Consider the following 26985-nt stretch of genomic DNA (forward strand, 5'->3'; position numbering starts at 1 on the left):
TTGTCATACGGCGAAGTCACGGTAAACGTTCAAAAATATTCCGGCAAGGCAGGGTCCCGCTAGAAATCGCGGTTCTCATATGCGTCAAGCGCCTGCTGGCGGCCTTCGTCCGGACCGACAATCGGATCGGGATAGGCATCATCCGCAGCCATCTTCCAGCGCTGCGGGATCATCTCGAAATAGGCGCGCGCGGTCTCACTCGGATCAGACTGGCCTTCTGCGATCCAGCGATTTGTATAGGTGCGGTCCTTGTCAAATTTATCCAGCTGCGTCACCGGATTGAAGACCCGGAAATAGGGCGTCGCATCAGGACCAGACCCCGCAGACCACTGCCAGCCCATCGCGTTGCTGCACGGGTCCCAGTCGATCAGGCAGTCGGCAAACCAGTTCAATCCGATCTTCCAATGACACATCAGATGTTTCGTCAGATATGAGGCCACAATCATGCGCCCACGATTGTGCATTGTGCCGGTGACATACATCTCGCGCATGGCTGCATCGACAAACTTGATGCCTGTGCGCCCCTGCTTCCAGGCTTTGACCTCTGACAGGCGTTCATCGGTTTTCCAGGGAAAGCTGTCCCAGTCCTCGCGCCAGTTATCGGTCGTGATGCGCGGTGTGTGATAGGCCAGATGGTAGGCAAATTCGCGCCAGACAAGCTCTTTGAGAAACACCTCCGCATCGGATTTGCCGTCATGCAAGGCCCGCATCCCCGCATGCCAACAGCGGCGCGGACTGATCTCGCCATAGGTCAGGTTCTCTGACAACCCGGACGTCCCATCAACGGCTGGCAGATCGCGGTTCTTGGCGTAATCGGCAATGCGATGGGCCACGAATGCGCCCAAACGGTCCGACGCGGCCTCTTCGCCCACAGTGCAGTAGCTGGTCAGGATTTCGGCACCGCGTTGCATAGGGCCCGCCATGTCCCAAGTCGCAAGGTCATCGCTATCGGGCCAGTTTTCAGGTCCATCAATCTTTGACGGTGCGGAAAGATCATTCGGCACATCGCGGTCACGCACCGATTTCCACATCGGCGTATAGACCTTGTAAAAGCCACCAGTCTTTGTCTCGACAGTCCACGGCTCGAACAGCACATGTCCGCCAAAACTTTCGACCGAAATCCCATCATCTTTCAATGCAGACTTCAGGCTTGTGTCACGTTCCCGCGTCTCCGGATCATAGAGCCGCGACCAATAGACCGTCTCGGCGCCTGTTTCGCTGATCAAGTCACGCAACACGTCAATCGCCTTGCCCCGGCGCAAAACCAGGCGCGCACCCTTTTCAGAGATGCGTTTGCCCAGATCAGAAACCGACAGGCCAAGCCGCATCTTCGGGGCGGCCCCCAAGGACTCGACGATTTCGTCGTGGATAAAGACTGGAATGACCGGATGCCCCGACCGACAGGCCGCCGTCAGCGCCTCATGGTCGCCCAGTCGCAAATCACGTCTGAACCACATCAGGATCGGGGATTTTGGCATCAGGTCCTCCGCAAGACGTTACAGAACCTGATCTAGCGCCTCCATCAATGCGTCAACCTCGGCTGCCTGTGTGTAGTGAACAAAACTCAGCCGCAGCACACCCTTGTCGAGGTCCACACCCATCGCCTCCAACGGGCGCTGTGCATAGAAATCTCCCCCACCGGCCATAATGCCGTAAGGCGCAAGTTTAGCCGCCAGCCTTTCGGCATTCTCTTCCACGGCAAGCGCGACAGTTGGTGCACGCCGGTCAGCATCCGACGGACCAATCAGGCGGACGGAATTCTTGGCCGATACGTAGTCAAGCAATGGCTGCAGTACGGCCACTTCCTGTGCCCGCATCAGATCATGCGACCGCCGCGCAGCCTCTGCACCTGCGCCGCCACCGTGATGGGCTGACATCGCCTCGAAATAGTCCGCCATCCCGGCAGAGGCCGCGACTTGCGCGTGATCAGGTCCCGCTGGGGTAAACCGTTTGTAAAGGCCGTCACCATTGAAATGGTGCCCTTGGTTCGGCAACTCAAAGCCCCAATCCTCGCGGATCACCATGATACCTTGATGGGGCCCGTATGTCTTATACGCGCTGAAAAGATAAACGTCGCACCCCAAAGCCCCGACATCCACAAGCCCGTGCGGCGCGTAAGACACGCCATCCACACACACCCGCGCACCTGCAGCCTTGGCCTTGGCCGTGATCGCAGCCACATCGTTGATTTCACCCACCACATTCGAGCAATGCGGAAAACACACCAATGCCACGTCTTGCGCCAGCAATTCATCGAGCGCCTCCAGCGGCAAATGGCCTGTTTCCGGGTCAATCTGCCATTCCAGAACCGAGACGCCTTCATCTGCCAACCGCCGCCACGGGCCAGAGTTTGCCTCATGGTCCTGATTGGTCACCACGATGCTTTGACCGGGTTTGATCCAACGCCTGACAGCCTGTGCCAGAACATATGTGTTCTGTGTTGTGGACGGACCAAAGGACAGCTCATGTGTCGCCACCCCCAGCATTTCCGCCAAGCGCCGCCGTGCCTCATCCATTTCCGCGCCTGCGATTTCAGAGACGGCATAAGGCGCATAGGGCTGCACTTTGCGCTCGGTGTAAAACCGGTGCAGCCGGTCAATCACCTGGCGGCAGGTGTAAGAGCCTCCGGCGTTCTCAAAGAAAGCCTGCCCGTCCAGCGAGGCTTGGGAAAAAGCGGGAAACTGGGCCCGCACCCATGCAATATCGAGTTCCATGCCACATCGATACGAAAACGGCCCCGATGCGCAAGCACCGGGGCCGTCTTTTCTGACCTGACGTGCGGATTACTCCGCAGGTGTTGTCGCGCCTTCCGGCACCGTTGAGGCCACACCGGCCGCCTCACGGCGGCTGTCGCGCCAGATGCCCTTGATCAGGGCGAGGCCCATCAGCACCATGACAACACTGAATGGCAGCGCGCCAATCACCATCGCCGTCTGGATCGCGCCCAGACCGCCAGCGATGATCAGACCGCCCACGACCAAGGCCAGCGCTGCACCCCAGAACAGGATGTGTGGACGCGCCTTTGGTCCCTCGTCGCCGGCTGCGTTGATCGTATTGATGATCAACACCGCCGAGTCAGCGGATGTCACAAGATAGGTCAGCAACAGCACAACCACGATGATCGACATGATCCACGCCAGCGCGTCCGACAAGATTACCGCGAGCATCGCAAAGAGCTGATCCGACTGCCCTGCCCCTGCGATTGCACCATCGGCGACACCGGAAAGCTCCAGATCAATTGCTGTGCCACCGACAATCGCAAACCACACAAAGCACATCAGCGCAGGAATGATCAGTGCACCCAGCACATACTCCCGCACGGTCCGGCCCCGCGAAATACGCGCAAGGAAGACGCCGACAAATGGTGCAAATGCGATCCACCATGCCCAATAGAAGATGGTCCATGCGCCCTGCCAACCAGACTGCCGCCCTTCGGTCGCAGCCGCATAGGCCGCCGCAATATCCTCAGGTGGCAGGCTTGCAGCCGCCGCAGGCAATCCGTCCTGAAAGGCCTGCAATGTGCCCCAAGGGCTTGTGGCCGAACTGTGCACCGCCGCCAGTTCATCGGCAGGCAATGCCGCAACCGTGGCTGGCACAGCTTCGGTGAAGGCGTCCAGCGGTACCGGTTGATAGACCGCAAAAAGATTGCCGGGGATCGAGACGATATAGTCCCAGATGCCAACAAACAGCGCCTGCAGACCAAAGAAGGTCGATCCGAAAATCAGGAAGAACGCCAGCAGAAAGAAGCTCAGGCCCATATTGATATTGGACAGCCACTTGATCCCTTTGCCAACACCAGAGAGCGCCGAAAGGGTCGAGGCCCCCATGATCACGACCAGAGCAACCACGATACCGGCCGTTGAAGCGCTGACCGATCCGTCGGCTGCTGTCGTCTGCAACCAGTCACCAACACCGATCCTGACCAGACCAGAAATGAACTGCTCCACGCCGAAACCCAGTGTTTGCGACACGCCAAGCACCGTGGCAACGACAGCCACCACATCAACGACATGGCCAACTGGGCCAGACAACGACTTGCCAAAGATCGGCGTCAGCGCCGAACGGATCGTCAAAGGCAGACCGCGCCGGTATGAAAAATACCCCAGCGCCAGACCAACCACCGCATAAGAGGCCCAGGCCGCCAGTCCCCAATGTGTGAAGGACCAGACGTAGGCTTCACGGACATTGCCTGCGGTGCTGCCCACGGTTTCGCCTGCGATGGTCGCAGGGTTTGCACCCCAGTGATACATCGGCTCAGCAGTCGCAAAGGTCAGCATCCCGATCCCGATACCGGCACCGAACATCATGGAAAACCACGAGAAATTCGAAAACTCGGGCTTGTCATCAGGCATACCCAGCTTCAGACGCCCCGACGCGGGCCAAAGCGCAAGCGCCAGACACAGGATGACGAAAAACGCCATGGCATAAACATACCACGTGCTGAAAGACGCCAGAATGATCGAATTGATTGAACCCAGAACGGCGCCTGCCTGATCTGGAAATGCGACCGCCCAGATGATCAGGGCGCCCACGAGTATCTTTGCGGTGATCGTCACGTCTTTGGTAAAGCCGCGATAAAAACCACTGTCTGCCGTCTTGATCGGCAGATCCATAAGTGGTGGTTTAAGTGCCATAGTCTGTTCCCCGTTGCTTATTTCTTTGTGCGTCAAGACTAGCGCAGAATCGCAATTCGGAGAAGCATTTTACGTCGAAGCTGTCTCAAAAACGACATCGCCGCTCTTTCCTGACATGCCGAAAACCACATATTTCAAAGCAAAAGCCGCCGAAAACATACGTTCCGGCGGCCAGACTTGTCTATTTGCGACACGGGGCAGTGTCAGGCGTTCACGTCCACCACAACACGGCCTTTGACCTGACCTTTCAGAATGCCGCGACCCAGTTCAGGCAGATCGGCCAGGACGGCAGGTTGGATCATGGCCTCAAGCTTGTTCATCGGCAGGTCCTTGGCGATCCGCTCCCATGCGCGCAGGCGGTTCTCGTAAGGTTGCATGACACTGTCGATGCCCAGAAGGTTCACACCGCGCAGCAGAAACGGGATGACAGTGGCCGGCAAACCTGCCCCGCCAGCAAGGCCCACAGCAGCGACAGAAGCACCATATTGCATCTGGCCCAGAACCCGCGCCAGCATATCACCGCCGACCGCATCAACGCAGCCGCCCCAGGTCTCTGCCTCAAGCGGCCGCTTTGTGGTCTCGTTGATCTCCTCGCGCGCAACGATCTGGGTTGCGCCGAGATCCTTGAGATAGTCAGAGGTTTCCGGTCGTCCCGTGACTGCGGCAACCTCGTGACCGAGGTTTGAAAGAATGGCCGTTGCAACGGACCCCACGCCGCCCGCAGCACCTGTCACCAGCACGGGCCCGTCCTTGATGCCGTGATCCTCAAGTGCCATGACAGCCAGCATCGCTGTAAACCCTGCCGTGCCAACAGCCATCGCCTGCCGCGTATCAAGACCGTCCGGCAGCGGCACCAGCCAATCGGCCTTCACCCGCGCCTTCTGGGCATAGCCCCCCCAATGGACCTCTCCGACACGCCAACCGGTCAGGACGACCTTGTCACCGGGCTTGTAGCGCTCATCGTCAGACGCCTCGACCGTGCCTGCGAAATCGATCCCGGGCACATGCGGATACTGCCGGACCAAACCACCGCCCGGCCCGATGCAAAGCCCGTCCTTGTAGTTCACGGTCGAATATTCAACGGCAACTGTGACCTCGGCGGGTGGCAGTTGATCCTCGCTGATCTGCTGCACTGACGCGCTGGTTTTTCCGTCTTCGTTCTTTTCCACAACAATTGCGTTGAACATGCCGTCTCTCCTCATCACCTTGCCAAAAATACTCCCGCCGGAGGCTCCGGCGGCAGCCTCATCGTCTATATCCAGAATGTCTCGTTCACCGTGGCCGCACGCACCCCGTCTGGCGTGTGGACCTCAAGCGCGGTGTCCTGATCCCAGTGGGTCATGCGCACCATGCCGATTGCGACGTTGGTGCCATAGTCTGGCGATTTCGCCGCCGACGTGACCTGCCCCACCTTCTTGTCCCCAGCCATCAGCGGCCAAGGGCGGTCGCAAGCCGGTATATCGCCATCAATCGCGATGGCCCTGATCTGTTTGATCGGCCCTTCGCTGGCGACCCGCAAAAGCGCATCACGTCCCACACATCCGATTGCGGTCTGGGTATTGCAGAACCGTCCAAGGCCGCATTCATGCGGTGTGTTTTCGCGTGTCATGTCGTTGCCATAAGACAGCAGACCGCCCTCGATCCTTTCGATCAGATTGGGGCACCCGGCATGTACATCAAGATCCTTGCCCGCCTCGAACAGCGCGTTCCACAGCGGCATTCCGTTCTGTGTGCCGTCGACATAAATCTCGAAGCCACCCTGTTTGGAATAGCCGGACCGGGCTACAGCCATGCTGACACCGTTGAAGTCAAACCAGCCAAAGCGGAAGAACTTGATCGCGCGGACAGCATCCCCAAAGACCCGCGCCATCAGATCATCGGCCTGCGGCCCCTGCACCGCCAAAGGCGAGATATCAGGCTCATCAACCAGTACATCCAGTCGATACCCGTAGGCCAGCCCCTTGACCCAGAACAGCAGGTCACTGTCGGCAATCGAAATCCACCACCGGTCCTCGGAAAGCTTCAGCGCCACCGGATCGTTCAGCATCCCTCCCGTCTCATCGACGATGGGGACGTAAAAACACTGCCCCGGCAACATGCCGCGCAGATCGCGCGGCGTCAGCATCTGCATCAGACGCGCCGCATCAGGTCCGCGCAATTCCACCTGACGCTCACAGGCCACATCCCAGACCTGAACAGCCGATTTGAGGTGGTGATAATCCTCGACCACACTGCGGAACACTGTCGGCAGCAGCATATGGTTGTAGACGGTATAGCCCTTGACCCCAGCGGCCTCGACACCGTCAGAGAATGGCGTGCGCCGCACGCGGCGCGAAGGAGCGATAACTGCCAATTGTTCTACTCCGGCATGAAGGGCAAATCAGTGTCATTCGGCTTGAGGCCCAATGACGTCAGCATCTGGTGGACTTGACCACGGTGGTGGGTCTGGTGATTGAACATTTGTATCACGCAGAGCGCTTTGGGTTTTGACATCTGCTTGCCCATCGCGCCTGAAAACCAAGAGGTGTCACCGACAAGATCGAGCGCACTGATGCTTTCAGCCCAAAGCGTGATGCGGGCATCCATCCGAAACCGCTGCGCGGCCCATTCCGCCGGCGTTGGTAGAAAGCTTGCACTGTCAGCAAGGGCCACATCCGTCTGCGCACCGCCATCAAAGCGACTGATCCAGATGTGGTCACCCCAAAGCGCGTGGTTCAACGTCCCCATGATCGAGCCCCAGAACGCGCCACGATCTTCGGTCAAGACGCCTTTCTCCATCCCACCGATCATCGCGCGCAGACCGTCGTTCTGCCACGCGTTGTAGCGCGCCATGGTGCGGCAATATTCGGGTGTGATCATCGGCGACCGGGCCCTGACCAGTGGACCGGAATGATATCACCGGACTTGCCTTCAAAATCCCAGACGCGCCCGTAGTCCATCACCTTTGATTTCAACCCGACCGCCGGGTAGATCACAGGTCCCATCCAATACTGCGTATTTTGCATCGAAACCGGTGTGTCTGGATCTTTGCCAGGGATCATCTCGATTTCACCACGGATTTTACGGCCCACGGTGATCTTGCGACGGCGACCGTCTTTTTCGATGATCACCTTTTCGCGCTCAGCCCCGAGAATTTCGGAAACAAGAAAGTTGAACACGCCTGTGTTCCCCCCAGCCTGTCCCGAAAGGATTTGCAGCAAGCCGTTGTAAGCCTTCCCGCTGGCACTTTCGTCAACATAGGCCGCGACCTTCCAGTTGCCTTCAGCCATCCTCCCGGGAATGTCGATCAAAAGTGCCACGTTCAGCCCAGCAAGGCTCTCGCCTTCGAAGTGTCCATCGTCGATCTGCATGGCAAACCATGTCTGACAGTACCCATAGGTTGGCGGGTGTTTGCCAAGCGAGATGCCGCACGGACAGACCACCTCGCACGAACAGTTCATGAAGAGCTCGCCTTTGATCTCCCATTCGGTTGGTCGCATCTTGCGGCGCTTGGGATTTTCCATCCGCTGATCAATCCGCTGCGAAATCGGCAAACGGTCCGCCGGTGGTCTCTTCTTGTCAGCCATCTCGCGTCTCTCCCTAGATAATTGCCAGTGCCACACCGGCCGCGATCAAAACCGCGCCGGTGGGTCTGATCACATAGTGCCCGATGTCAGGCAGTTTTTCCAAAATCATCAACAGCGTGGCGAGGCCCATCCACAAAAGGCTCATCGTGCCGCCGACAAAGCCAAGCGCCATATAGCCCCAGCAACACCCCACACAAAAAGCGCCCAGCCCCAGACCCATGCGCAAACCACCACCAAAACCGGTGCGCCATTGGCCAAGGAAATAGGTCATCGGGGCGTGACAGACGCCGTGGCAGGTCTCTTTCGCCTTGGTGAACTGAAACGCACCAACCGCGATCAGCAAAACAACCGAGAACCATTTGACCCCGATCCCCAGCATGTTGATCACACCACCAAAGAGCAGCGCCAGTTGGACACCCGCAATCACTGCGGCAAAGGCGACCCACACCACGAAGTAGCCCAGCAGCACACCCAGCCAACCGGCCCGCGTGCCGTCAGCACTGATCATAAGCTGCTCATAGGTGGTCAGCGTCGGCACCATGGTCGGCAGCATCATCGCCGCCATCATCACAGCCCACATCGCAAAGAGCGGGCCGAACTCTGCCATCGGCATCGACATTGGCATCCGCGGGTCCATATCGGACATGGCCTGCGCCATCGGTCCGGGGCGGCCAATCAGATCGAGGTCCATGTCGATGGCCATCATATAAAGCATCGCCCACGACAGCAGGATGATGCCAAAGAACGACAACCACAAAGATGCGCGGATAATCTGCGGCAAGGACGGCCTCCCAACCTTTCCTCGTGACGACTCAACTCTTGCCATATCATATGTCAGACGTTTAATTGTCTGACAAATGAAAATTGATCCCAAGAATCCCGCCGACCTCTCGGCCCAGATTGCCAAGGCAATCAAGGATGCCATCATCTCCGGCGACCTGCCTGTCGATGAACGGCTGCCGTCAGAGGCCGAAATGGCCGAGCAATTTGCCGTCTCCCGCCCCACGGTGCGCGAGGCCCTCAAACGGCTTGGCGCACAGTCCCTGATCCGCACGCAGCGCGGCGCAACAGGCGGCGCTTTCGTCAACCGGTTGCGGTTTGAGGACGCCTACGGACAGCAGATCACCACCTCGACGCTTCTGCTGTCCATGAACGAGGTCAGCTTCGCGACAGCCTGCGAGGCGCGCTACGCGCTGGAACGGGCCTGCGCGCCCCTGTCGGCGGAACGGCGGACCGCCGATCATCTCGCCACCATGCGGGCCGAAGCGCACAGGCAATCCCAGCCGGGCCTGACGGATGAGGCATTCTGCGCCTCAGATGTTGCCTTCCACCGTGCGCTTGTCGATGCCGCCTGCAATCCGGTGCTGTCCTATCAACTGGCCGGGGCTGTCGAGGCGATGCAGCCCTTGATGAACATGATCACCTTTTCCGCGCGTTCTCGTGAAAAGATCATCGGCTATCACAGCGCCATCGCCGACGCGCTTGAGGCACAGGATGCCGCCGGGGCTGACGCCCAACTGGCAGCGCTTGCCGCCTACACGCAAGAGTTGGCGCAGGATGTCTTCGCGCAACGCGATGCCGCCAGAAACGGCTGATCTGAAAGTTTTGTGAACCCGTGCCGCATGGTCAAAGGGTTGCGAATCTGCGACTGACACCGCGCAATCAGCCAAGGGATACGTGATGAAAGCCGCAATCTTTGGAACCGTCACTCTCGCTGCTGCGGCAGGTCTGGGGGTCTACACATGGCAAGCGATGCAGACACCGGCACCTTGCGGCGATACCGCCGTTGCGGGTGCAGCCATCGGCGGACCATTCGAGCTTGTCTCTGAAACCGGTGAAACGGTCACAGAGGCCGAGGTGATCACCAAGCCCACGCTGATCTACTTTGGTTATACATTCTGCCCCGACGTCTGCCCGCTGGATGCGATGCGCAACGCACAGGCGGCCTATATTCTTGAAGACGAAGGGATCGACATCGGCACCGCCTTCATCACCGTCGATCCCGCACGCGACACCGTCGAGGTGGTGCGCGAGTTCACCGACAACTTTCACGATGACATGATCGGCCTGACAGGATCACCCGAACAGATCCGCGCCGCCAGTCAGGCCTATCGCACCTACTACCGTGTACAGGATGACGACCCCGAGTTCTACCTCGTCGATCACTCCACCCAGACCTATCTGATGTTCCCCGAGACCGGCTTTGCGACCTTCTTTCGCAATGACACCCCGCCAGAGCGTGTCGCCGAAGTCTCTGCCTGCTTTATCGACCAGCGCAGCTAGGATTTTTGCAAGGACTTGATCTGGCGCAAATACGGCGCTGCGGCATCCTGTCATGACAGTGCCATGACAAACCTTGATGATATGCGCCGATTGGGCCTCTTTGACGCCCGCGTGCCCCGTTACACCAGTTATCCGCCAGCAACTGCGTTCTCCCCGCAGACGGATCAGGCGTTTCAGACGGCATCGCTTCAGGCGCTCGACCCCGCCGTCCCGGTCTCTGTCTATGTCCACATCCCCTTCTGCGAACGCCTGTGCTGGTTCTGTGCCTGCCGCACACAAGGCACCACAACGCTCAAACCTGTAGCCAACTACCTGCAAGTGGTCCTCAAGGAACTCGCCCTGCTTCGCGACACCCTCCCGCAAGGGGTGCGGATGGGACAGATGCACTGGGGCGGCGGAACGCCGACGATCCTCCCGCCAGAGATGATCAGAACGCTGGCAAAAGCCGTCAAGGACGTCATCCCGCCTGCGGAAAACTTCAGCTTCTCGGTCGAGATCGACCCGACACTTGTCGACGAAGCCAAGATTGCAGCGCTGGCCGAAATGGGCATGACCCGCGCCAGCATCGGCATTCAGGACTTCGCAACCGACGTGCAAGAAGCGATCGGGCGCAAGCAGAGCTTTGCCCAGACCCGCGCTTGCGTTGAAACATTGCGCGCCGCCGGGATTACTTCTTTGAACGCTGATCTGGTCTACGGCCTGCCATACCAGACACCGGGCAAGCTGGCCGATACCATCGCCAAGGTCTCTGCCCTTGACCCCGACCGGATCGCGCTTTTCGGCTACGCCCATGTCCCGACGTTTTCAAAGCGCCAGAAGCTGATCCCTGACGACGCGCTGCCAAAAGAGGAAGAGCGCTACCACCTTGCTCGGCAGGCCGCGAATGCCTTTACCGGATCGGGCTATACCGCCATCGGGATCGATCACTTTGGCAAACCCGAAGACAGCCTGACACGTGCCGCCAAATCCGGCCACTTGCGGCGCAACTTCCAAGGCTACACCGATGATACCTGCCCGACCCTGATCGGGATCGGCGCATCATCGATCTCGCAATTTGCCGAAGGCTACATCCAGAACGCTGCCGCAACAGCCGCCTACATCGAACGGATCGAGGCGGGACAGCTTGCCGGCCACCGCGGCTATGCCATGACAGAGACCGACCGGCTTCATGCACAGGCGATCAACATGCTGATGTGCGACTTTGAAATCGACCTGACGGCCCTTGCCAGCCACCCTCAGGCCGCAACACTCACCTCAATCCACGAGGCCCTGCTGAAAGACTTCGCGGGCTATGTGACAAGGTCTGGCGACAAGATCAGCATCACACCGCAAGGGCGCGCCCTGACGCGGATTATCGCACAGCGCTATGACGGATTCAGCAGCATCGCAGCGCAATACTCGCAAGCCTCTTGAACGGTTGAAACCAAACCGTTCCGCTCCACGTTAAGGCCTCGTAGATCATCGCAGGAGCGGCCCAATGGACATTCTCAACATTCTCTTTGCCCTCGCCAGTATCGGTCTAGGCGTCTTTGGCTGGCTTGCACCGAAATACACCATGGGACAGCTGGATATGTCCGGCGGCGACTCGACCATGGCCTTGTCAGAGGTCCGCGCCTCAGCCGGGGCGCTTTTCGTGGGCATGGGGGTCGGTGCACTTTTGATCGGCACACCGACCGCCTACGCAATGCTCGGGTTTTGCTGGTGTGGTGCCGCAGTGGGGCGGGCAACCTCGCTGGTCATTGACGGACGTTTCAAAAAGAAATGGATCTATTTCATCGTCGAGGCCGCCGTGGGCGTGCCAGCGGTATTTCTCAACCTCGCATAGTCAATCGCCCGTCGCAGCAGGGATCATCGGACAACTGAGGACTCGCACGCGCACCCCTCACCTGCGCAGGATGGTCCTTTGTCGCAGTCGCATGCCTCAGGCGGAACGATCGTTGCGCCGCGCCGTTTGATCGCGGAACGCAAATGCAAGAGGACCAAATGAAAAAGAAGATGAGCATGATCACTCTGGCCGCAACACTTTGCGCCAGCACCGCATTGGCGACCGACGGCACAAGCCTGCAAGTGGCCATCAGCGATGAACACGGACCCTACGTCGAAGCAGGCAACGGCCTGCCGGTCTATATGTTCGACACCCGCATCGGCGCAGGCGACGGGCAGACACCACTTGATTCCTGCAACGCCCGCTGCCTTGGCGAATGGCCCCTTGTCACCGTGGACGGTGATCTGGTTGTGGATGATGAAATGGACAGCCAACTCGCTGCCACTGTGATGTGGGAAGGCGAGGAAGTCGCGATCTACAATTCAAATGCCTTGTTCTATTTCTACCGCGACACCGCCGAGGGCGAACCGATTGGCCACGGAATCCGCAGCTTTGGCGGACGCTGGTATCTGATTGCGCCGGATGGCACGGCGATTTCTACCGATTGAGGCCCCAAGGGACACCCGCAGTACAGATAGCTAGTTGTCTGCGATATCATAGCCGGGCAGCCAGGCATTCATCTGCGGGTTCCACAACCCGCACCCGTAGCGCCGCATGGGCGTTGAAACCTTCAAAAGCACGCTGCGCGCCGCACCAAAGTTCATACTCAGCGCCAAAAGCTTGTCGCCGGTCTGCGCCGACATCCTGTGCTGAGGCGAGGTCCAATAGATCTCGCCCTCGCGGGTCCAGCCTTTCAGCACAGTACCCAGCGTAGCGACCATCGCGGCGGTGTCGATCTGCTGAACAGCAGCTACATCCTCGCCGTCCAACAGCGCAGCATAGACCGCTACATGATCCTCTTCAGCACCTTCGTGATAGCGCCAGAAACCGATATCAAAACTCATTTCTTGCTCCCTCACATCTAAACCGCCTCATCCACCACTCCCAGCCCGTCATCTGGAAAGGGCCTTTGCAGCCGCAGGGCCTCTTCGGTGGGCGCTGACAACCAGTGATCGACAGCTTCAGCGCTGCGCAGGATGACGGGCATCGCTTTGGGGTGGATTGGTGCAACGACGGCATTCGGCTCTACGGTCAGAAAGGCAAAGATGTCCGCCGTCACCTCGCCCTCCTTGAGCTTTCTCACAGACGTCCAGTTGGTCCAGATGCCAGCAAAAAAGAGCGTCTTCTGTTCCCCTGTTGGGGCGAACCAGACCACCTCGGGCCGCCCACCCTTCACGGCCTTGTACTCTGAAAAGCTGGTAAAGGGGACGACGCAGCGATGTGCAGGCCCCAACCACCGCCGCCAGTGCGGCGATTTGGTGTTACGGACGTTCGTGACACCCTTGTCGGTCTTTTTGCCTTTCAATGCGAAAGCAGGCGACGGCATGCCCCACCGCATCATCCGCATCACGCGGCCATCATCCTCGTGGGTGACGACCGGGGCCGGGTAGTCTGGATAGATTGCCGGCAAAGACGGCAGATTGCCCGTATCATCGCGCCACAGATTGACCAGATCGGCAATCGCCGATTGGGTCGAGGTCAGAGAATAAAGGTTGCACATGGCCTGATGCCCCCGCTGCACAGTGTATGCACAGCCGGTGTACGGGCTGTGTACAGCCTGTGTACAGCATGTGTACGGTAATTTCAGGCCCTTGCAGCACCCCGCCCCCCGCCTTATCTATAGGATGTCCTTCGGGACTATGGACATAAACGCGCTCGTAATAAGCGGATCGGACCCGGGGGCGGTACCCGGCGGCTCCACCAAAATCCTTCATTTGGGGATCATGGGGCCGAAACAGGATCGACGAACGTCTAAAGGGGTTTGCTTTGTCTCGGTGAGATACCACCGTTATCGGTTCACATAAGCTAGTTGCAAATGACAACAAAGCACCGATGGCACTCGCAGCCTAAGCTGCGCGTAATATCGAAATCTAACTCCTGAGGTTTTGCGACCTCAGGCGGGGTTCGCAGGTACCTGGCAACAGAAACCTGCATTTCACACAGTATTGTTGGGCTGGCCATCGTTTCGCACTTGAAATCAGGCGTCCGCGTGTCACCTTCTGCGCCATGAATTTGAAGTCTTCTGCCTTTGCTTGCGCGCTTGCCCTTGCCCCTGCGACCACATACGCCTGCGACACTGCGTTGATCCTGACAATAGACGTCTCAAACTCGGTCGATGTTGCCGAATATCGCCTCCAGATCGACGGTCTGGCGGATGCCCTGCAGGACCCCGAAATCCGCGACACCATGGTCCAGACCGGAACAACAGTTGCTGTTGTGCAGTGGTCAGGTGAAGATAAACAAGAAATTTCAATACCTTGGACAGAGGTCAAAACCGTGTTTGATGTTGAGCGGCTCTCCCAGCAGGCCCGCGCACTTGAACGTGCATTTGTCTTGTCGGACACCGCCCCGGCTGAGGCGATCTATTTTTCGCTGCGGATGTTTGATGATGTCCCACAGTGCAACAGGCGCGTCATCGACATCTCAGGCGATGGCACCCCCAACGGCGGTTCAGACGTCAGGGTCGCGCGCAACGCAGCTGAAAGGGCCGGTGTCACCATCAACGGCATCGCGATTGAGTCTCTCGGTGTCGCGATCACCAATTTCTACCAGTCATCCGTCATCACCCGAAACGGTTTCGTGATGACAGCCAGAACACACAGAGAATACCCCGCCACCCTTCGCGCGAAGATCCTACGCGAGATCAGCAGGATCTTTGGCTAGTTCCTCACCCAGCTTTGCCGATCTTTGCCGTGTGTTCGGACGGATCGGTATCCTGTCTTTCGGTGGACCTGCCGCGCAGATTGCGCTGATGCACAAATCGCTCGTCGAAGAGCAGAAATGGCTGACTGAGGCAGATTTCCTCAAAGCCCTGTCTTTCTGCATGCTTCTGCCCGGTCCCGAGGCAATGCAGCTTGCGACCTACGCAGGCTGGAAACAGCGCGGTGTTGCCGGCGGGTTGATCGGCGGCGGCCTGTTTGTCCTGCCGGGTGCGATTGTTATCTCTATTCTTGCATATCTCTACTTGAGCTTTGGCGCACTGCCCGTTGTTCAGGCTGTGTTTTTAGGCATTCAAGCTGCAGTCGTGGTGATTGTCATTGAAGCCTTGATCAAACTGGCGCGCCGCGCACTCATCAGTATCAGGCACCGGATCATCGCAATCGCGGCCTTCGTCGCGTTATACGTCTTTGCCGTCCCGTTTCCGCTTGTGATTGCGGTTGCGGCAGTGGTTGCCGCGCTTGGGTCCGGAACCGCGCAGCCAGCGCAGACGGTGGCACCCGTTTCGCTGCGCAAATCGGCGCTGATCCTGCTGGTCGGCCTGATCATCTGGGCCATGCCTTTGGTCGTTCTCTGGCTGCAGGACAGCACCTTTCTCGTCTCGCTTGGCCTTTTCTTTTCAAAGCTTGCGGTCGTGACATTCGGTGGTGCTTACGCGGTTCTGGCATACATGACGCAAGAGGTCGTCGTGAATCTGGAATGGCTGACGACGGAACAAATGATCGACGCTTTGGGGCTTGCCGAAACAACGCCAGGGCCGTTGATCCTTGTCACACAGTTTGTCGGTATGTTGGCTGGTGCGGCGCAAGGTGGTGCGCAAATGGCCTTCGTTGCAGGGGCATTAACGCTCTGGGTGACATTCGTGCCCTGTTTCATCTGGATCTTTGCCGGCGCCCCGCTGATTGATTGGCTTGACGGTCAACCGCGCCTGCGAAAGGCATTGGCGGGCGTCATGGCTGCTGTGGTTGGCGTGATTGCCAGCCTGTCGCTTTGGTTTGCGTTTCATGTCTTCTTCGGAACGGTCACCCAGTTCAACGCCGGGCCAGTGACGACCTTTATTCCCGATGTGTCTGACATCCACCTCAAAGCCGTGGCCCTGTCATTGGTCGCCGCTTATCTGATATTTCGCCGCCAGATGCCTCTTCCTGCGACACTGGCGATCTGCGCTATCCTGGGTGCGTTCGCGGGTACGCTTTAGGCGGTTGACGCAGCTTCCCCTTTTCACTCCCATCGAATCCCTTATGCTGAGTTTCAAGCAGAGGAGAGATCGGTCCCGTGTCCAAGACAATCGACTATGGCAATCTGATGCATCGCGCGATGCGCAGCTTGATCCAGCAGGTGCTCTCTGATGTGCAGCAGGACGGGCTTCCCGGGCAGCATCATTTCTTCATCACCTTCGACACGATGCATCCTGATGTCGAAATCGCCGACTGGCTGTCTGACCGCTATCCTGGCGAAATGACGATTGTCATCCAGCACTGGTTTGCCAACCTCGACGTCACAGACGAAGGTTTCGCGATCACGCTGAATTTCGGCGACAACCCTGAACCGCTTTATATTCCCTACGATGCGATCAAGACTTTCGTAGATCCATCCGTCGAATTCGGATTGCGTTTTGAAACGCAGGACGATGACGAGGCTGACGCGCCGCGCGACGTGGCAGAGGCTCCGATGGAAGAAATGGTCGAACCGGACGATACATCTGACGATGCTCCCCGCGAGGCAGAAGTCGTCAGCCTCGACAAGTTCCGGAAATAGCCCGCGAGAACGCCGTTTTGCGCTAACAAAACGCCGCAAGCGTCGCGTGCTTATTGCCCTGCGAAGTCTGCCTGCCTATAGGTCAGGGGAACGACAGCCAAGGGGAACACCATGACCGCCACACGTACTGAATCCGATAGCTTCGGCCCACTTGAGGTCCCTGCAGATCGCTACTGGGGGGCACAGACCCAGCGGTCCATCATGAACTTCCCCATCGGCTGGGAAAAGCAGCCTGTCGCGATCGTGCGCGCGCTTGGTGTGATCAAGCAGGCCTGTGCCATGGCCAACAAAGAACGCGGAAAACTTGACGCTGAACGCGCTGACGCCATCATCGAAGCCGCTTCAGAGGTAGTTGCCGGCAAACTCGATGATCACTTCCCGCTGGTGGTCTGGCAGACCGGATCCGGCACCCAGTCCAACATGAACGCAAATGAGGTCATCTCGAACCGCGCGATTGAAATTCTGGGCGGCGAAATCGGCTCCAAGGACCCTGTCCACCCGAATGATCACTGCAACATGGGTCAGTCATCAAATGACACCTTCCCGACTGCGATGCATATCGCTGTTGCAATGACCGCCCGCGATGTCTTGCTGCCGGGACTGGAAAAACTGCATGCGGCGCTTGCGGAAAAACAGGCTGAGTTTGACCACATCATCAAGATCGGCCGCACGCATACAATGGATGCAACGCCGCTGACGCTGGGTCAGGAATTCTCTGGCTATGTGCATCAGGTCGCGATGGGCATCCGTCGGATCAAAGGCGCCCTGCCCGCGATCTACGAATTGGCGCAAGGCGGCACCGCCGTCGGCACCGGCCTGAACACGCCAAAAGGTTGGGGCGAGACTGTTGCTGCGAACATGGCCGAGATCACCGGCCTGCCCTTTGTCACTGCCCCGAATAAATTCGAAGCCTTGGCCACGCATGATGCATTGGTCGAGATGTCAGGCGCGCTGAAAACAGTCGCTGCGAGCCTTTACAAGATCGCTTGCGATATCCGCTTCCTCGGCTCGGGCCCGCGTTGTGGACTTGGCGAGTTGATGCTGCCCGAGAACGAGCCAGGGTCTTCGATCATGCCCGGCAAGGTGAACCCCACGCAGGTTGAAGCCATCACACAGGTCTGCGCGCACGTCATGGGCAATGACGCTGCCGTTGGCTTTGCCGGTTCCCAAGGACACTTCGAACTGAACGTGATGAAGCCGATGATGGCCTACAATGTGTTGCAGTCGATGCAACTGATCGGCGATGCCTGCAGCGCATTCACCGATAACTGCGTCGTCGGGATCAAGGCGGACGAGCGTCGCATCGACCAGTTGATGCGTGAATCGCTGATGCTGGTAACTGCGCTTGCCCCGACAATCGGCTATGACAACGCCACGACCGTCGCAAAGACAGCGCACAAGAACGGCACAACCCTCAAGGAAGAGGCGATCAAGCTTGGCTTTGTCGATGAAGAGACCTTCGAGCGTGTGGTCCGCCCTGAAGAGATGATCGGCCCCAAATGAAGCCGGTGAACCTCAACAAGGTTCGCAAGGCAAAGGCCCGCGCTGCGGCCAAATCACAAGCGGATGAAAACGCTGTGCGGTTTGGCCGTACAAAGGCACAAAAGGATCTGGACAAGGCGCGAGCGGCTCAGGCGGTCGCGCGCCTTGACCAACACAAACGGGACACCGAATGACCGATCACCGCCGTCCGGTAAAGCGCTCTCTGACGCTCAAAGGTCACCGGACGAGTGTCTCGCTGGAAGATATTTTCTGGAAAGAGTTCAAGCGCATCGCTGATGCGCAGGGAGACACCATCAACGGGCTTGCCGCAGAGATTGACGCCGCGCGCGGCGACATCGGCCTCGCGTCAGCGATCAGGATATTTGTTCTCGAACGCGCTTTGGAAAACTAGCGTTTCCGCTTGTAAAGTGCACCGCGCAGACTGGACAGCGCGTCGCGTTCCTTGATTTCGTGGGCATTGAGTTTAGCAGGCCGATACTCCTTCGGCTCTTCAACACCCTTCTGGAACAACTTGGCAACCTGAGCTGCCTCCAGCTGCTTTTGTGCAGCGGGTTTGATGTTCTGAGTCTTCTTCTGTCCCAACAGCCCAGCAAGACCGCGTTTCTTGGAACCTGGCAGCGAAATAGTCATACCTTACCCCAACAACGAAAAATTACTTGATAAATAAGTCACCTGTTAGTTGTGGCACAAAGGCGGCATATGCGCCAATCACAATTCGTCTTTTCTTTGCCTTAGTTTGAACACATTTCGGCAACCAGCGTGAAAAGAGCGGAAATTTGCCAATGATTTGAGCGGTTAAGGCGAAGACAGGTTTACCCCGTTCATCTACTGTTATTTTTTGTCTCAAAATCAACCGTTTACCTTTTCGAAACAAGAATCACTTCGCGGATGAATTGTCAGCCAAATCCCGCCACGCGATCTGACGGTCAGATGCGCAACCGGCACAGGTGGGCGCGGGGTGCTGATCTCAAACTCAAACGCGCGAAGCAGGGTCGCCAGAAGAACGACGCCTTCAATCATGGCAAACCCTGCCCCGCTGCAGACCCGCGGACCTGCCGAGAATGGCATATAGGCCTTGCGCGCCGCTTCCTTCGCGTCTTCGGTCGACCAGCGTCCAGGATCAAAACCGTCAGGGTTTTGCCAAAGCCGTTCATGGCGATGCAGGTGCCAGGGCGATAACACGATTTGTGCGCCGTGCGGGACGTCTCGATTGCGAAATCTCTCTGGTCGGGCGGCTTCGCGCACCATCATCGGCACCGGCGGATAAAGGCGTAGGGTTTCGCGGAACACATCCTTCGTCAGCTTCAGCCCCGATAGGCCGGCAAAAGAACCATCATAGGCCCGTGCTTCCTCTGCCAGCTTTCTCTGCCATTCAGGATAAAGCGCCAAAAGATAAAGCGCCCAGGACAGCGCCGATGCACTCGTTTCGTGACCGGCGAGGAAAAAGATCGCGACCTGGTCGATCATTTCATCACGAGAGAATGTCTCGCCAGTTTCAGAATCAACTGTCGTCAGGATTTTGGTGGCCAGATCATCAGGGGCGTCACCCGCCGCGATCAACGCCAAACGCTGCTCTGTGAGCTGCGCAATCAACTGGCGGATTTCCTTCGCAGTGCGCCGTGTCTGTGATTTGAAAAAGCGTGGCATCCAGCGCGGGCCATTGATGAACGCAGCAAGGTTCAAGATGGGTTGCGTGCGCTGATACGCCTGAAACGCCAAAAAGACCTTCTGCGCCGTTTCATCCTCAATGGGGATCGAAAAGAGCGTCCTGAAGATCACGTCAGCGGCGATATGGCTCGCCACTGCTTCGATTTCCTGCGCGCCATCACCAGATGCCTTCAGCCGCACCACACCAGCGTCAGCCGCGCCTTTGATCCCGTCAAATGTATCCTTCAGACGCCCCCCTGCAAAAGCTGGGTCGATAATGCGCCTTTGCCGCTTCCAAACATCGCCGTTTGTCAAAAAGACGCTTTCACCCAAAAGCGGGCGCAACCCCGCACCAATCCTGTCCGACTTCGGAAAATCATCTGGGCGTTCTTTCAAAACCACATCTAGCAGGGCCGGATCATTGACGAGAAAGCTTCTGAAGAAGGGGGTTCTAAATTCCGCCATCCACGCCCGATAGAGTTTCGCCGGCTGCGCTGACAGGATGTCCTTGCGGAAAAGACGCATGTAGCGCCAAAGCGAGACACGCTCAGGCCGGGACTCCGGTTTGGGTGGCTGCGGGTCACTCATGCAACGGACCGGTATTTCGAGATCGCTTGTGCGAAACGCGAGCGCGAGTGGCCTCGCCCTGCGAAACGGTCCCTCAACGTCATCGGTCCCGCTGTGATCTGAAAGTAGTCGTACCCCTGCGGCTGATCGAAGGCGCAAAGATATTGGAAGTGGAGCCGGAAGAACCGCCAGCGTAATTGCCGCCACCTGCTTGCTGAGAGTGTCTTGGTGAAGGCAGCCGAAAGGACCAGTGGCCACTTTTGCGATTGCCCTGCGACACCAGAGACGGCCACAGGGTCGCAAAGCGCAAAACAGCAACCATCACCAGGTGCTGTGACATCCACCCAAGCCAAGGCGTCATTTTCGCTGAGGTATTTCAGATCTGCCCTCAGCCGGTCAGCTTTCGGCAGGAATGACACCATGGGAACCACCTGTCCCAAGGTCAGCAGCGAAAGGGTTGGACCGTTCCGGGGCACACGGCCATCACGCAGAAGATCCGCCACGATCGAGATTGCAAGATGCGCGCCAGACGAATGCCCGACAACGAGCACCTCATCCGTTGTCTCTTGAAGGGCCGCAGCAATTTGATCCGCAAACTGGTCCAGACGGGCCTCAAGCCTTTCGGGATATGCGCCATTCGCGTTTGCCGAGAACGCGTAGTCATGCGTGAGGTAGTAGGCAAAGACACGGTTGTCCAACGACTTGAACCAGCGCAGGATCACGGTTGCGACAAGCCCGAGGACAAACCATTGTGCCGTCAGCGCAAGCCAGGCCGCAAACGCACCTTCGCCTGTTCCAGCACCGACAATCTGCGCAGCAGCCCCTCCCAAAAGCCAGCCAGCGCCAACGGCAATGCCAAGCTGGGCAAGCAGGAACACAACAGGATAGAGCGCTGCTATGATGGGGCCCTTGCGCAGACGCATCAATCGAAAGAGAGCGCCAGTTCCGATGTACGTCCAAGCGGTTTTGAGAAGTTGCAGATACGTTGCCGGGATCGACTGCGCCATGCTGTCTCTGACGATGTCCGACCACATCAACACATCGATCCGGGATTTCACCGTCGCTTTCGCGAATTCACCGGTAACGTCCCAGCAAAAGCTGTCTTGAGAGGATGCCGCTTGCACGCGGATGCGGTAGCCAGAAATCGCCGCCTGTGCGGCCCCTTCTGTGCGGTAAAGTTCACGATAGCGGCGCGGGTGCATAGGATCATAGCCGGGGATGTGGAACACCCGCCTGCGCCTGACCTGCTTTGCGTTTTTTGCCATACCCGCCTGATCCTGACCGTTCCGCGTCTTTCTCGCGTCAGATCAGCATAGTGGTTTAGCCCACCAATGCGAGAGCGGGAAAGGTCTCGAGCAGCCAAAAACTGAATGCTGCGAATTGCCCGGTGATCATCATCAGACCAACGGTCCAGAGCAAGAGCCCCGATATCCGCTCGATCCTGTCCATATGGCGCTTCATCCAGGCCATGACGCCTTTCAGGCGCGGAAAGAATGCAGCAACGAGCAGGAAGGGAATTCCAAGGCCAAGTGCGTAGATTGCCAGCAAGGTTGCACCGCGTGTCACGTCTGCCTCTGATGCCGCAAGGCTCAATATCGCGCCAAGGATTGGCCCAAGGCAGGGCGTCCAACCGAATGCAAATGCCAACCCAAGCAAATAGGCACCGAAGGCCGATCCACCCCGATCGCCCGCATCAACCCGCATTTCGCGGTCCAGAAACCCGATCCTGAAGACGCCAATGAAATGCGCGCCAAGTACCATGATCAACAAACCAGCGCCAATCAGCATCGCATCCTGCCACGCCAGCAGCATCCGACCCATGGCCGAGAATGCCATCCCGAGCAAAAGAAACACGGTGGAAAGACCCAGCACGAAGAAAACAGATGCCACAAAAACGCGTCTGCGTGCCTGCCGTGCTTCTTCCATTTCGCTGACAGAGACACCGCCCATATAGGCCAGATAAGGCGGCACGACCGGCAGAACGCAGGGGCTCAGGAACGACAGAACGCCCGCTGCCATAGCGACCAGCATGGCAGGCAAGAGAGCCGCGTCGAAGATCAGCGCTGTATCGAGCATGGGTATCCTTTCGCCCTCCTACCTAAGCCAGCCATCGGCCAAGGTCACGTGCGAAGCTGTCACATCTTGGTGGACAAAATGAAACATCGGCCTTACCTCCAGCCTATGGATTTTGATGCTGAGTTGGATGCCAAGGGGCTGCTTTGCCCCCTGCCCGTGTTAAAAGCCCGAAAGCGGCTGATGGCCCTACAATCAGGCCAGATCTTGCGTGTCGAGGCCGATGATCCTGCCGCTGTCATCGATATCCCGCATTTCTGCCAAGAGGCCGGCCACACCCTGTTGGCGTCAGACGATCTGGGCGCGTCGCAGGTCTATTTCATCGCCAGAGCTTGAGTCAGAATCGCATCAAGGTCTGCGTCTCCTGCAAACCCCAGGCGCTGAGCAAGCGAGGTGTCAAAAAGCGTGGGCCATGTGCCAACGATTGCGGCTATCCGTTCGTCCGGTTCCATCCTGATCAGGTCAGCCGCAGTATCTCCTGCGTGGTGGCGTAGGGCCGCAATCATTTCACTGACAGTGACGCGCAACCCCGGAACATTGACGGCCCCGAAGGCGGGCCAGTCCTCTGACGCGACCGACGAGGCATGCCAAAGTGCTGCGACAGCGGCATCCGGCGAAGCGACCCACATCGCCAGCCCGGGATCGACAGGGCAGATTGCCTCTTCGCCTTTCAAAGGCTCGCGGATGATTGAGGAAGCGAATGATGAAGCCGCAGCATTCGGTTTCCCCGGTCTCACGGTCACAGTCGGCAATCTCAACGTGCGGGCATCCACCCAGCCACGGCGGCGGTAGTCCGCCATCACAAGTTCCGCCATAGCTTTCGTGACGCCATAGGTATTCTGTGGCTGGATTTGTGTTGCTTCGGTCAGCGGCTCGGAAGGTCGACCGCCATAGACGGCCAATGACGACGTCCCGATCAGCGGAATGTTGTCGCCCGCAGCACGTGTCGCGGCCAGAATGGCATTGGTCCCGCCCAGATTGACGCGCATCGCGAGGTCATAATCAGCTTCGGCCTGCCCGCTCACAACGGCAGCGAGATGATACACAAGAACCACGTCATCGGGCATGGCTGCAGACACAGCCTGAGGGTCAGAAATATCGACGGCCGCAAATGTCGTGCCGTCCAGATCAGGGGCAATCGCGTCCGGCCTGTCCCACAGCGCAATGCGCGGTTCAATGTGGCGGCCATCTGGCAGCGTCACACCGCGTGTCGCTATCAAACGCGCGAGGGCTGCGCCTAAAAAGCCGCAGCCCCCTGTGATCACGACCGTGCCGTTCATGAACGACCGATGTTCCACCAGCCCTTACGCTTGGGCTTGTCTTCAGCCGCCGGTTCGGAGGTCACTGTCTCGACCGTTGCTTCTGACACCACTTCGACCTGTGGCGCAGGTTCCGGGTCAGGCGCTTGTGTGTCCTGCTGAGGCTGCTCAGGCTCGGATGCGGCAACCTGCGGTGCTTCCTCTGCCTTTGGCGCGTCCTCTGCCTTAGGCGCGTCCTCTGATTTTGGTTCGGCCTTCTTGCGGCGGGTGCGCTTGGGTTTGGGCTTTTCTTCGGCCTCAGGGGTTGCCTCTGCTTCGGCAGCGGCCGGAGTACCCCCCTCCTCAGCGCTGGAGTCAGCTTTCTTGCGCCGCGTCCGCTTTTTCGGTGCCGGTTTCTCTTCAGCATCGGTTTCGGATTTGGCGTCAGCAGCAGAAGCCTCTGCCTCAGGTGCAGTCACCTCTTCCGAGGTCTCTGTGTCGGCGTCACTTTTCTTGCGGCGGCTACGCGTGCGCTTTGGCTTCTCGGCAGGTGCCTCTTCCGGCGTCTTTGCCTCTACAGGTTCTGCCGAAGGGGCATCCTCAGAAGGCGTATCGGATTCGGTCCCGCTCTCGTCCTGAGTTTGCGTCTGGTTTTCACCGTCCTTGTTGCCCCCACCGCGGCGGCGACGCCGGCGACGGCGTTTGCGCTTTGGCTTGTCTTCGGATGCCTGTTCCTCAGGGGTGTTATCATCATCGTCATCGTCAATGATAATGCCAGCATCATCATCGCTTTGCTCTTCCATAACGACGGCCGCGCTCACCACCTGCGCAGGTTCCGGAACAACACGCGTGGCAGTCTTGAACTTTTCAATCGCATAGTCCGGCGAGACGAGCGCAGGATCACATTCGATCCGGACCGACATCCCGTAACGGGTTTCAATGTCGGCGATATGCTCGCGCTTTCCGTTCATCAGGAAGTTCGCAATCGAGATCGGTGCCTTGACGAGAACTTCTTTCGAACGTCCCCGCACGCCTTCTTCCTCAAGGGCGCGCAGGATTGCGAGTGCAACGTTATCGTCAGAGCGAAGCAATCCTGTGCCGTGGCAGTGCGGGCACATCTGTGTGGTCGCTTCCAACATGCCGGGACGCAGACGCTGGCGCGACATTTCGAGCAGCCCAAATCCGGAGATCCGGCCAACCTGAATGCGTGCACGGTCCGTTTTGAGGCGGTCTTTGAACCGCTTTTCAACCGCATTGTTGTTTTTGCGCTCGTCCATATCGATGAAGTCGATAACAATAAGACCGGCAAGGTCGCGCAGGCGCAGTTGCCGCGCGACTTCGTCAGCAGCCTCAAGGTTTGTCTTGAGCGCAGTCTGCTCAATCGACCCTTCCTTGGTGGCACGTCCTGAGTTCACGTCAATAGCCACCAAAGCCTCGGTGATGCCAATCACGATGTAGCCACCCGACGGAAGCTGCACGGTCGGATTGAACATACCGTTTAGGTAGCCTTCCACCTGATAGCGTGCAAAAAGCGGGAGCTGATCAGTGTAGTTTTTCACGTTCTTGGCATGGGACGGCATGATCATTTTCATGAAGTCTTTCGCCGTCCGGTACCCCGGTTCGCCGGCGACGATCACCTCGTCAATCTCTTTTGAGTAGAGATCACGGATCGACCGCTTGATCAGGTCGCCCTCTTCGTAGATCTTTGCAGGCGCAGAGGATTTCAGAGTCAGATCGCGGATCTGTTCCCACATCCGCTGCAGGTATTCATAGTCGCGCTTGATCTCGGCCTTTGTCCGCTGCGCACCGGCAGTGCGGATGATCAGTCCAGCGCCATCGGGCACCGTCAAAGAGCTTGCGATATCCTTCAGCTTTTTGCGGTCAGCCGCGTTCGTGATCTTGCGGCTGATCCCGCCACCGCGTGCGGTGTTTGGCATCAGCACACAGTAGCGACCCGCCAACGACAGATAGGTCGTCAGCGCAGCGCCCTTGTTGCCGCGTTCTTCCTTGACGACCTGAATCAGCAGGATTTGGCGAACCTTGATAACTTCCTGAATTTTGTACCGCTTTGGGCGCGGCTTGCGCACAGGGCGGACTTCATCGGTGTCATCTTCTTCAGCGACGCTTTCGATCTCTTCGTCCTTTGCAGACGGATCGGAGTCTTCATCATCGCCTTCGGCATCAGCTGCATCGTCATCGTCTTCGTCGTCCTCATCGTTGGACGGCGTCTCGACCGGAGTTTCACCGACCAATTCCATAGGTGAACTGCCCTCGTCACTATCGCCGAGGTCAATCGTTTCCATACCGGCGATATCGCCAGAGGTTTCCTCTTCGGGCGTTTCGACCTCTTCTGTGACGATTGCATCGCCATTGGCAACGTCTGCTGCTTTTGTCCGGCGGCGGCGACGCTTCGGTTTCGGCTTGTCGTCCTTTGCCTTCTCAGCCTCTGCTTCAGCCTCTGCCTTCATCGCTTCGGCATAGGCCTTTTCTTCAGCGATCAGCGCTTCGCGGTCAGCGACAGGGATCTGATAGTAATCGGGGTGAATTTCCGAAAACGCGAGAAAACCATGGCGGTTGCCGCCGTAATCCACGAAGGCCGCCTGAAGCGATGGTTCTACACGTGTTACCTTTGCAAGGTAGATATTCCCAGCAAGCTGACGCTTGAACTGGCTTTCAAAATCAAATTCTTCGACTTTGTTTCCGTCGACCACAACAACGCGGGTTTCTTCCGCGTGCGTGGCATCGATGAGCATTTTCTTTGGCATTTTGTCCGTTCACAAATAACCCCGGCGGCGCCCCAGGGGGTGCCGTAGTCCGTGTTACATGTTTGATGTTGGCGATTTGCGCGCGGGCTGTGCCAGCGTCCCTCAGGACGGCTGCATCATGCCTCAAAATCAGCGCGCTTTGCATCGCGTTTCTCTCCGACCTCCAATGAGGCCCGTTCATGGCCCGGTCGGCGGTGTCGCACGACCTGCGGCGTTCTCCTGACCTGTAAAGGTCAAATCAGCTGCGTC

The 26985-nt window shown here is 58.2% G+C and carries 28 protein-coding genes and 1 other RNA gene; 13 read left to right on the forward strand and 16 right to left on the reverse strand.

All coding sequences use genetic code 11. The annotated features are described in order from the left end of the window. Window positions 1–59 precede the first annotated feature (59 nt). The 8 genes from BM316_RS06535 to BM316_RS06570 all read right to left on the reverse strand — a co-directional run bounded on the left by BM316_RS06535 (window position 60) and on the right by BM316_RS06570 (window position 9026). Complete coding sequence (locus BM316_RS06535; protein ID WP_090205492.1) at window positions 60–1478, reverse strand: cryptochrome/photolyase family protein; 1419 nt, start codon at window positions 1476–1478, stop codon at window positions 60–62. Window positions 1479–1496: 18 nt separating this feature from the next. Beyond that, window positions 1497–2714 (reverse strand): aminotransferase class V-fold PLP-dependent enzyme, encoded by a 1218-nt coding sequence (locus BM316_RS06540; protein ID WP_090205495.1) that lies wholly within the window; start codon window positions 2712–2714, stop codon window positions 1497–1499. Between the two features lie 69 nt (window positions 2715–2783). Continuing rightward, window positions 2784–4634, reverse strand: a complete 1851-nt coding sequence (locus BM316_RS06545; RefSeq protein WP_090205498.1) for a BCCT family transporter — start codon at window positions 4632–4634, stop codon at window positions 2784–2786. Window positions 4635–4837: 203 nt separating this feature from the next. After that, on the reverse strand, window positions 4838–5821 hold the full coding sequence (gene acuI, locus BM316_RS06550; protein ID WP_090205501.1) for an acryloyl-CoA reductase: 984 nt from the start codon (window positions 5819–5821) through the stop codon (window positions 4838–4840). Between the two features lie 65 nt (window positions 5822–5886). After that, window positions 5887–6987, reverse strand: coding sequence for a dimethylsulfoniopropionate demethylase (locus BM316_RS06555; RefSeq protein ID WP_090205503.1), 1101 nt, complete (start codon window positions 6985–6987; stop codon window positions 5887–5889). A gap of 5 nt (window positions 6988–6992) precedes the next feature. Next, window positions 6993–7493, reverse strand: coding sequence for a DinB family protein (locus tag BM316_RS06560; RefSeq protein ID WP_090205506.1), 501 nt, complete (start codon window positions 7491–7493; stop codon window positions 6993–6995). After that, entirely contained in the window at window positions 7490–8200 is a 711-nt protein-coding gene (locus tag BM316_RS06565; RefSeq protein WP_090205509.1) for a DUF1326 domain-containing protein, read from the reverse strand. The genes BM316_RS06560 and BM316_RS06565 overlap by 4 nt, the downstream gene beginning before the upstream one ends. A gap of 13 nt (window positions 8201–8213) precedes the next feature. Next, window positions 8214–9026, reverse strand: coding sequence for a DUF2182 domain-containing protein (locus BM316_RS06570; protein ID WP_207493625.1), 813 nt, complete (start codon window positions 9024–9026; stop codon window positions 8214–8216). A gap of 31 nt (window positions 9027–9057) precedes the next feature. On the opposite strand from BM316_RS06570, the gene BM316_RS06575 reads away from it, so the two are divergent. The 5 genes from BM316_RS06575 (at window position 9058) to BM316_RS06595 (ending at window position 12916) form a co-directional block, all read left to right on the forward strand. After that, complete coding sequence (locus BM316_RS06575) at window positions 9058–9795, forward strand: FadR/GntR family transcriptional regulator (protein ID WP_090205516.1); 738 nt, start codon at window positions 9058–9060, stop codon at window positions 9793–9795. An 85-nt stretch (window positions 9796–9880) separates the two neighbouring features. Then, the gene (locus BM316_RS06580) at window positions 9881–10483 is read left to right on the forward strand and encodes an SCO family protein (RefSeq protein ID WP_090205519.1); all 603 of its coding nucleotides are present in this window, start codon (window positions 9881–9883) and stop codon (window positions 10481–10483) included. Window positions 10484–10546: 63 nt separating this feature from the next. Then, window positions 10547–11896, forward strand: coding sequence for an oxygen-independent coproporphyrinogen III oxidase (gene hemN / locus BM316_RS06585; RefSeq protein ID WP_090207651.1), 1350 nt, complete (start codon window positions 10547–10549; stop codon window positions 11894–11896). Window positions 11897–11960: 64 nt separating this feature from the next. Then, window positions 11961–12308, forward strand: a complete 348-nt coding sequence (locus BM316_RS06590) for a DUF4345 family protein (RefSeq protein ID WP_090205521.1) — start codon at window positions 11961–11963, stop codon at window positions 12306–12308. Window positions 12309–12478: 170 nt separating this feature from the next. Further along, entirely contained in the window at window positions 12479–12916 is a 438-nt protein-coding gene (locus BM316_RS06595; protein WP_131802545.1) for a COG4315 family predicted lipoprotein, read from the forward strand. Window positions 12917–12946: 30 nt separating this feature from the next. Here BM316_RS06595 and BM316_RS06600 read toward each other — a convergent pair whose 3' ends face one another. Together BM316_RS06600 and BM316_RS06605 are read right to left on the reverse strand one after the other, a co-directional pair. After that, on the reverse strand, window positions 12947–13312 hold the full coding sequence (locus BM316_RS06600; RefSeq protein WP_090205527.1) for a hypothetical protein: 366 nt from the start codon (window positions 13310–13312) through the stop codon (window positions 12947–12949). Window positions 13313–13329: 17 nt separating this feature from the next. After that, the gene (locus BM316_RS06605; RefSeq protein WP_090205530.1) at window positions 13330–13968 is read right to left on the reverse strand and encodes an SOS response-associated peptidase; all 639 of its coding nucleotides are present in this window, start codon (window positions 13966–13968) and stop codon (window positions 13330–13332) included. 87 nt (window positions 13969–14055) lie between these two features. Between BM316_RS06605 and ssrA the strand changes: the two genes are divergently transcribed. The 7 genes from ssrA (at window position 14056) to BM316_RS06640 (ending at window position 18837) form a co-directional block, all read left to right on the forward strand. After that, window positions 14056–14403: a transfer-messenger RNA gene (ssrA, locus tag BM316_RS06610) on the forward strand. 71 nt (window positions 14404–14474) lie between these two features. Beyond that, window positions 14475–15131, forward strand: a complete 657-nt coding sequence (locus tag BM316_RS06615) for a DUF1194 domain-containing protein (protein WP_090207654.1) — start codon at window positions 14475–14477, stop codon at window positions 15129–15131. After that, window positions 15124–16383 (forward strand): chromate efflux transporter, encoded by a 1260-nt coding sequence (chrA, locus tag BM316_RS06620; RefSeq protein ID WP_090205533.1) that lies wholly within the window; start codon window positions 15124–15126, stop codon window positions 16381–16383. The genes BM316_RS06615 and chrA overlap by 8 nt, the downstream gene beginning before the upstream one ends. A 77-nt stretch (window positions 16384–16460) precedes the next feature. Continuing rightward, window positions 16461–16943 carry an SspB family protein gene (locus tag BM316_RS06625; RefSeq protein WP_207493627.1) on the forward strand — a complete coding sequence of 161 codons (483 nt, stop codon included), beginning with the start codon at window positions 16461–16463 and terminating at the stop codon, window positions 16941–16943. A 111-nt stretch (window positions 16944–17054) separates the two neighbouring features. After that, window positions 17055–18446, forward strand: coding sequence for a class II fumarate hydratase (gene fumC, locus BM316_RS06630; RefSeq protein WP_090205536.1), 1392 nt, complete (start codon window positions 17055–17057; stop codon window positions 18444–18446). Then, a complete protein-coding gene (locus tag BM316_RS06635) occupies window positions 18443–18619 on the forward strand; it encodes a DUF4169 family protein (protein ID WP_090205538.1) in 177 nt (58 codons plus the stop codon). Before fumC ends, BM316_RS06635 begins: the two co-directional genes overlap by 4 nt. Further along, window positions 18616–18837: a ribbon-helix-helix domain-containing protein gene (locus BM316_RS06640; protein WP_090205541.1), complete on the forward strand. Its 222-nt coding sequence runs from the start codon at window positions 18616–18618 to the stop codon at window positions 18835–18837. The genes BM316_RS06635 and BM316_RS06640 overlap by 4 nt, the downstream gene beginning before the upstream one ends. Here the strand turns inward: BM316_RS06640 and BM316_RS06645 are convergent. The 4 genes from BM316_RS06645 to BM316_RS06660 form a co-directional block, all read right to left on the reverse strand. Then, window positions 18834–19028 (reverse strand): hypothetical protein, encoded by a 195-nt coding sequence (locus tag BM316_RS06645; RefSeq protein ID WP_165606545.1) that lies wholly within the window; start codon window positions 19026–19028, stop codon window positions 18834–18836. The genes BM316_RS06640 and BM316_RS06645 overlap by 4 nt on opposite strands. Before the next feature lie 267 nt (window positions 19029–19295). Next, window positions 19296–20681 carry a cytochrome P450 gene (locus tag BM316_RS06650; RefSeq protein ID WP_090205546.1) on the reverse strand — a complete coding sequence of 462 codons (1386 nt, stop codon included), beginning with the start codon at window positions 20679–20681 and terminating at the stop codon, window positions 19296–19298. Further along, complete coding sequence (locus tag BM316_RS06655) at window positions 20678–21925, reverse strand: hypothetical protein (protein WP_090205548.1); 1248 nt, start codon at window positions 21923–21925, stop codon at window positions 20678–20680. The genes BM316_RS06650 and BM316_RS06655 overlap by 4 nt, the downstream gene beginning before the upstream one ends. A 55-nt stretch (window positions 21926–21980) precedes the next feature. Next, complete coding sequence (locus BM316_RS06660) at window positions 21981–22736, reverse strand: cytochrome c biogenesis CcdA family protein (protein WP_090205551.1); 756 nt, start codon at window positions 22734–22736, stop codon at window positions 21981–21983. Window positions 22737–22841: 105 nt separating this feature from the next. Here BM316_RS06660 and BM316_RS06665 point away from each other — a divergent pair, with 105 nt between their 5' ends. Continuing rightward, the gene (locus tag BM316_RS06665) at window positions 22842–23069 is read left to right on the forward strand and encodes a sulfurtransferase TusA family protein (protein WP_090205554.1); all 228 of its coding nucleotides are present in this window, start codon (window positions 22842–22844) and stop codon (window positions 23067–23069) included. Here BM316_RS06665 and denD read toward each other — a convergent pair. Next, window positions 23048–24031 (reverse strand): D-erythronate dehydrogenase, encoded by a 984-nt coding sequence (denD, locus tag BM316_RS06670; RefSeq protein ID WP_207493629.1) that lies wholly within the window; start codon window positions 24029–24031, stop codon window positions 23048–23050. The genes BM316_RS06665 and denD overlap by 22 nt on opposite strands. Next, window positions 24010–26736, reverse strand: a complete 2727-nt coding sequence (locus tag BM316_RS06675; protein WP_090205559.1) for an Rne/Rng family ribonuclease — start codon at window positions 26734–26736, stop codon at window positions 24010–24012. Before BM316_RS06675 ends, denD begins: the two co-directional genes overlap by 22 nt. Window positions 26737–26985 lie beyond the last annotated feature (249 nt).

This window comes from Yoonia litorea (assembly GCF_900114675.1).
In the GTDB taxonomy this organism is placed as follows: domain Bacteria; phylum Pseudomonadota; class Alphaproteobacteria; order Rhodobacterales; family Rhodobacteraceae; genus Yoonia; species Yoonia litorea.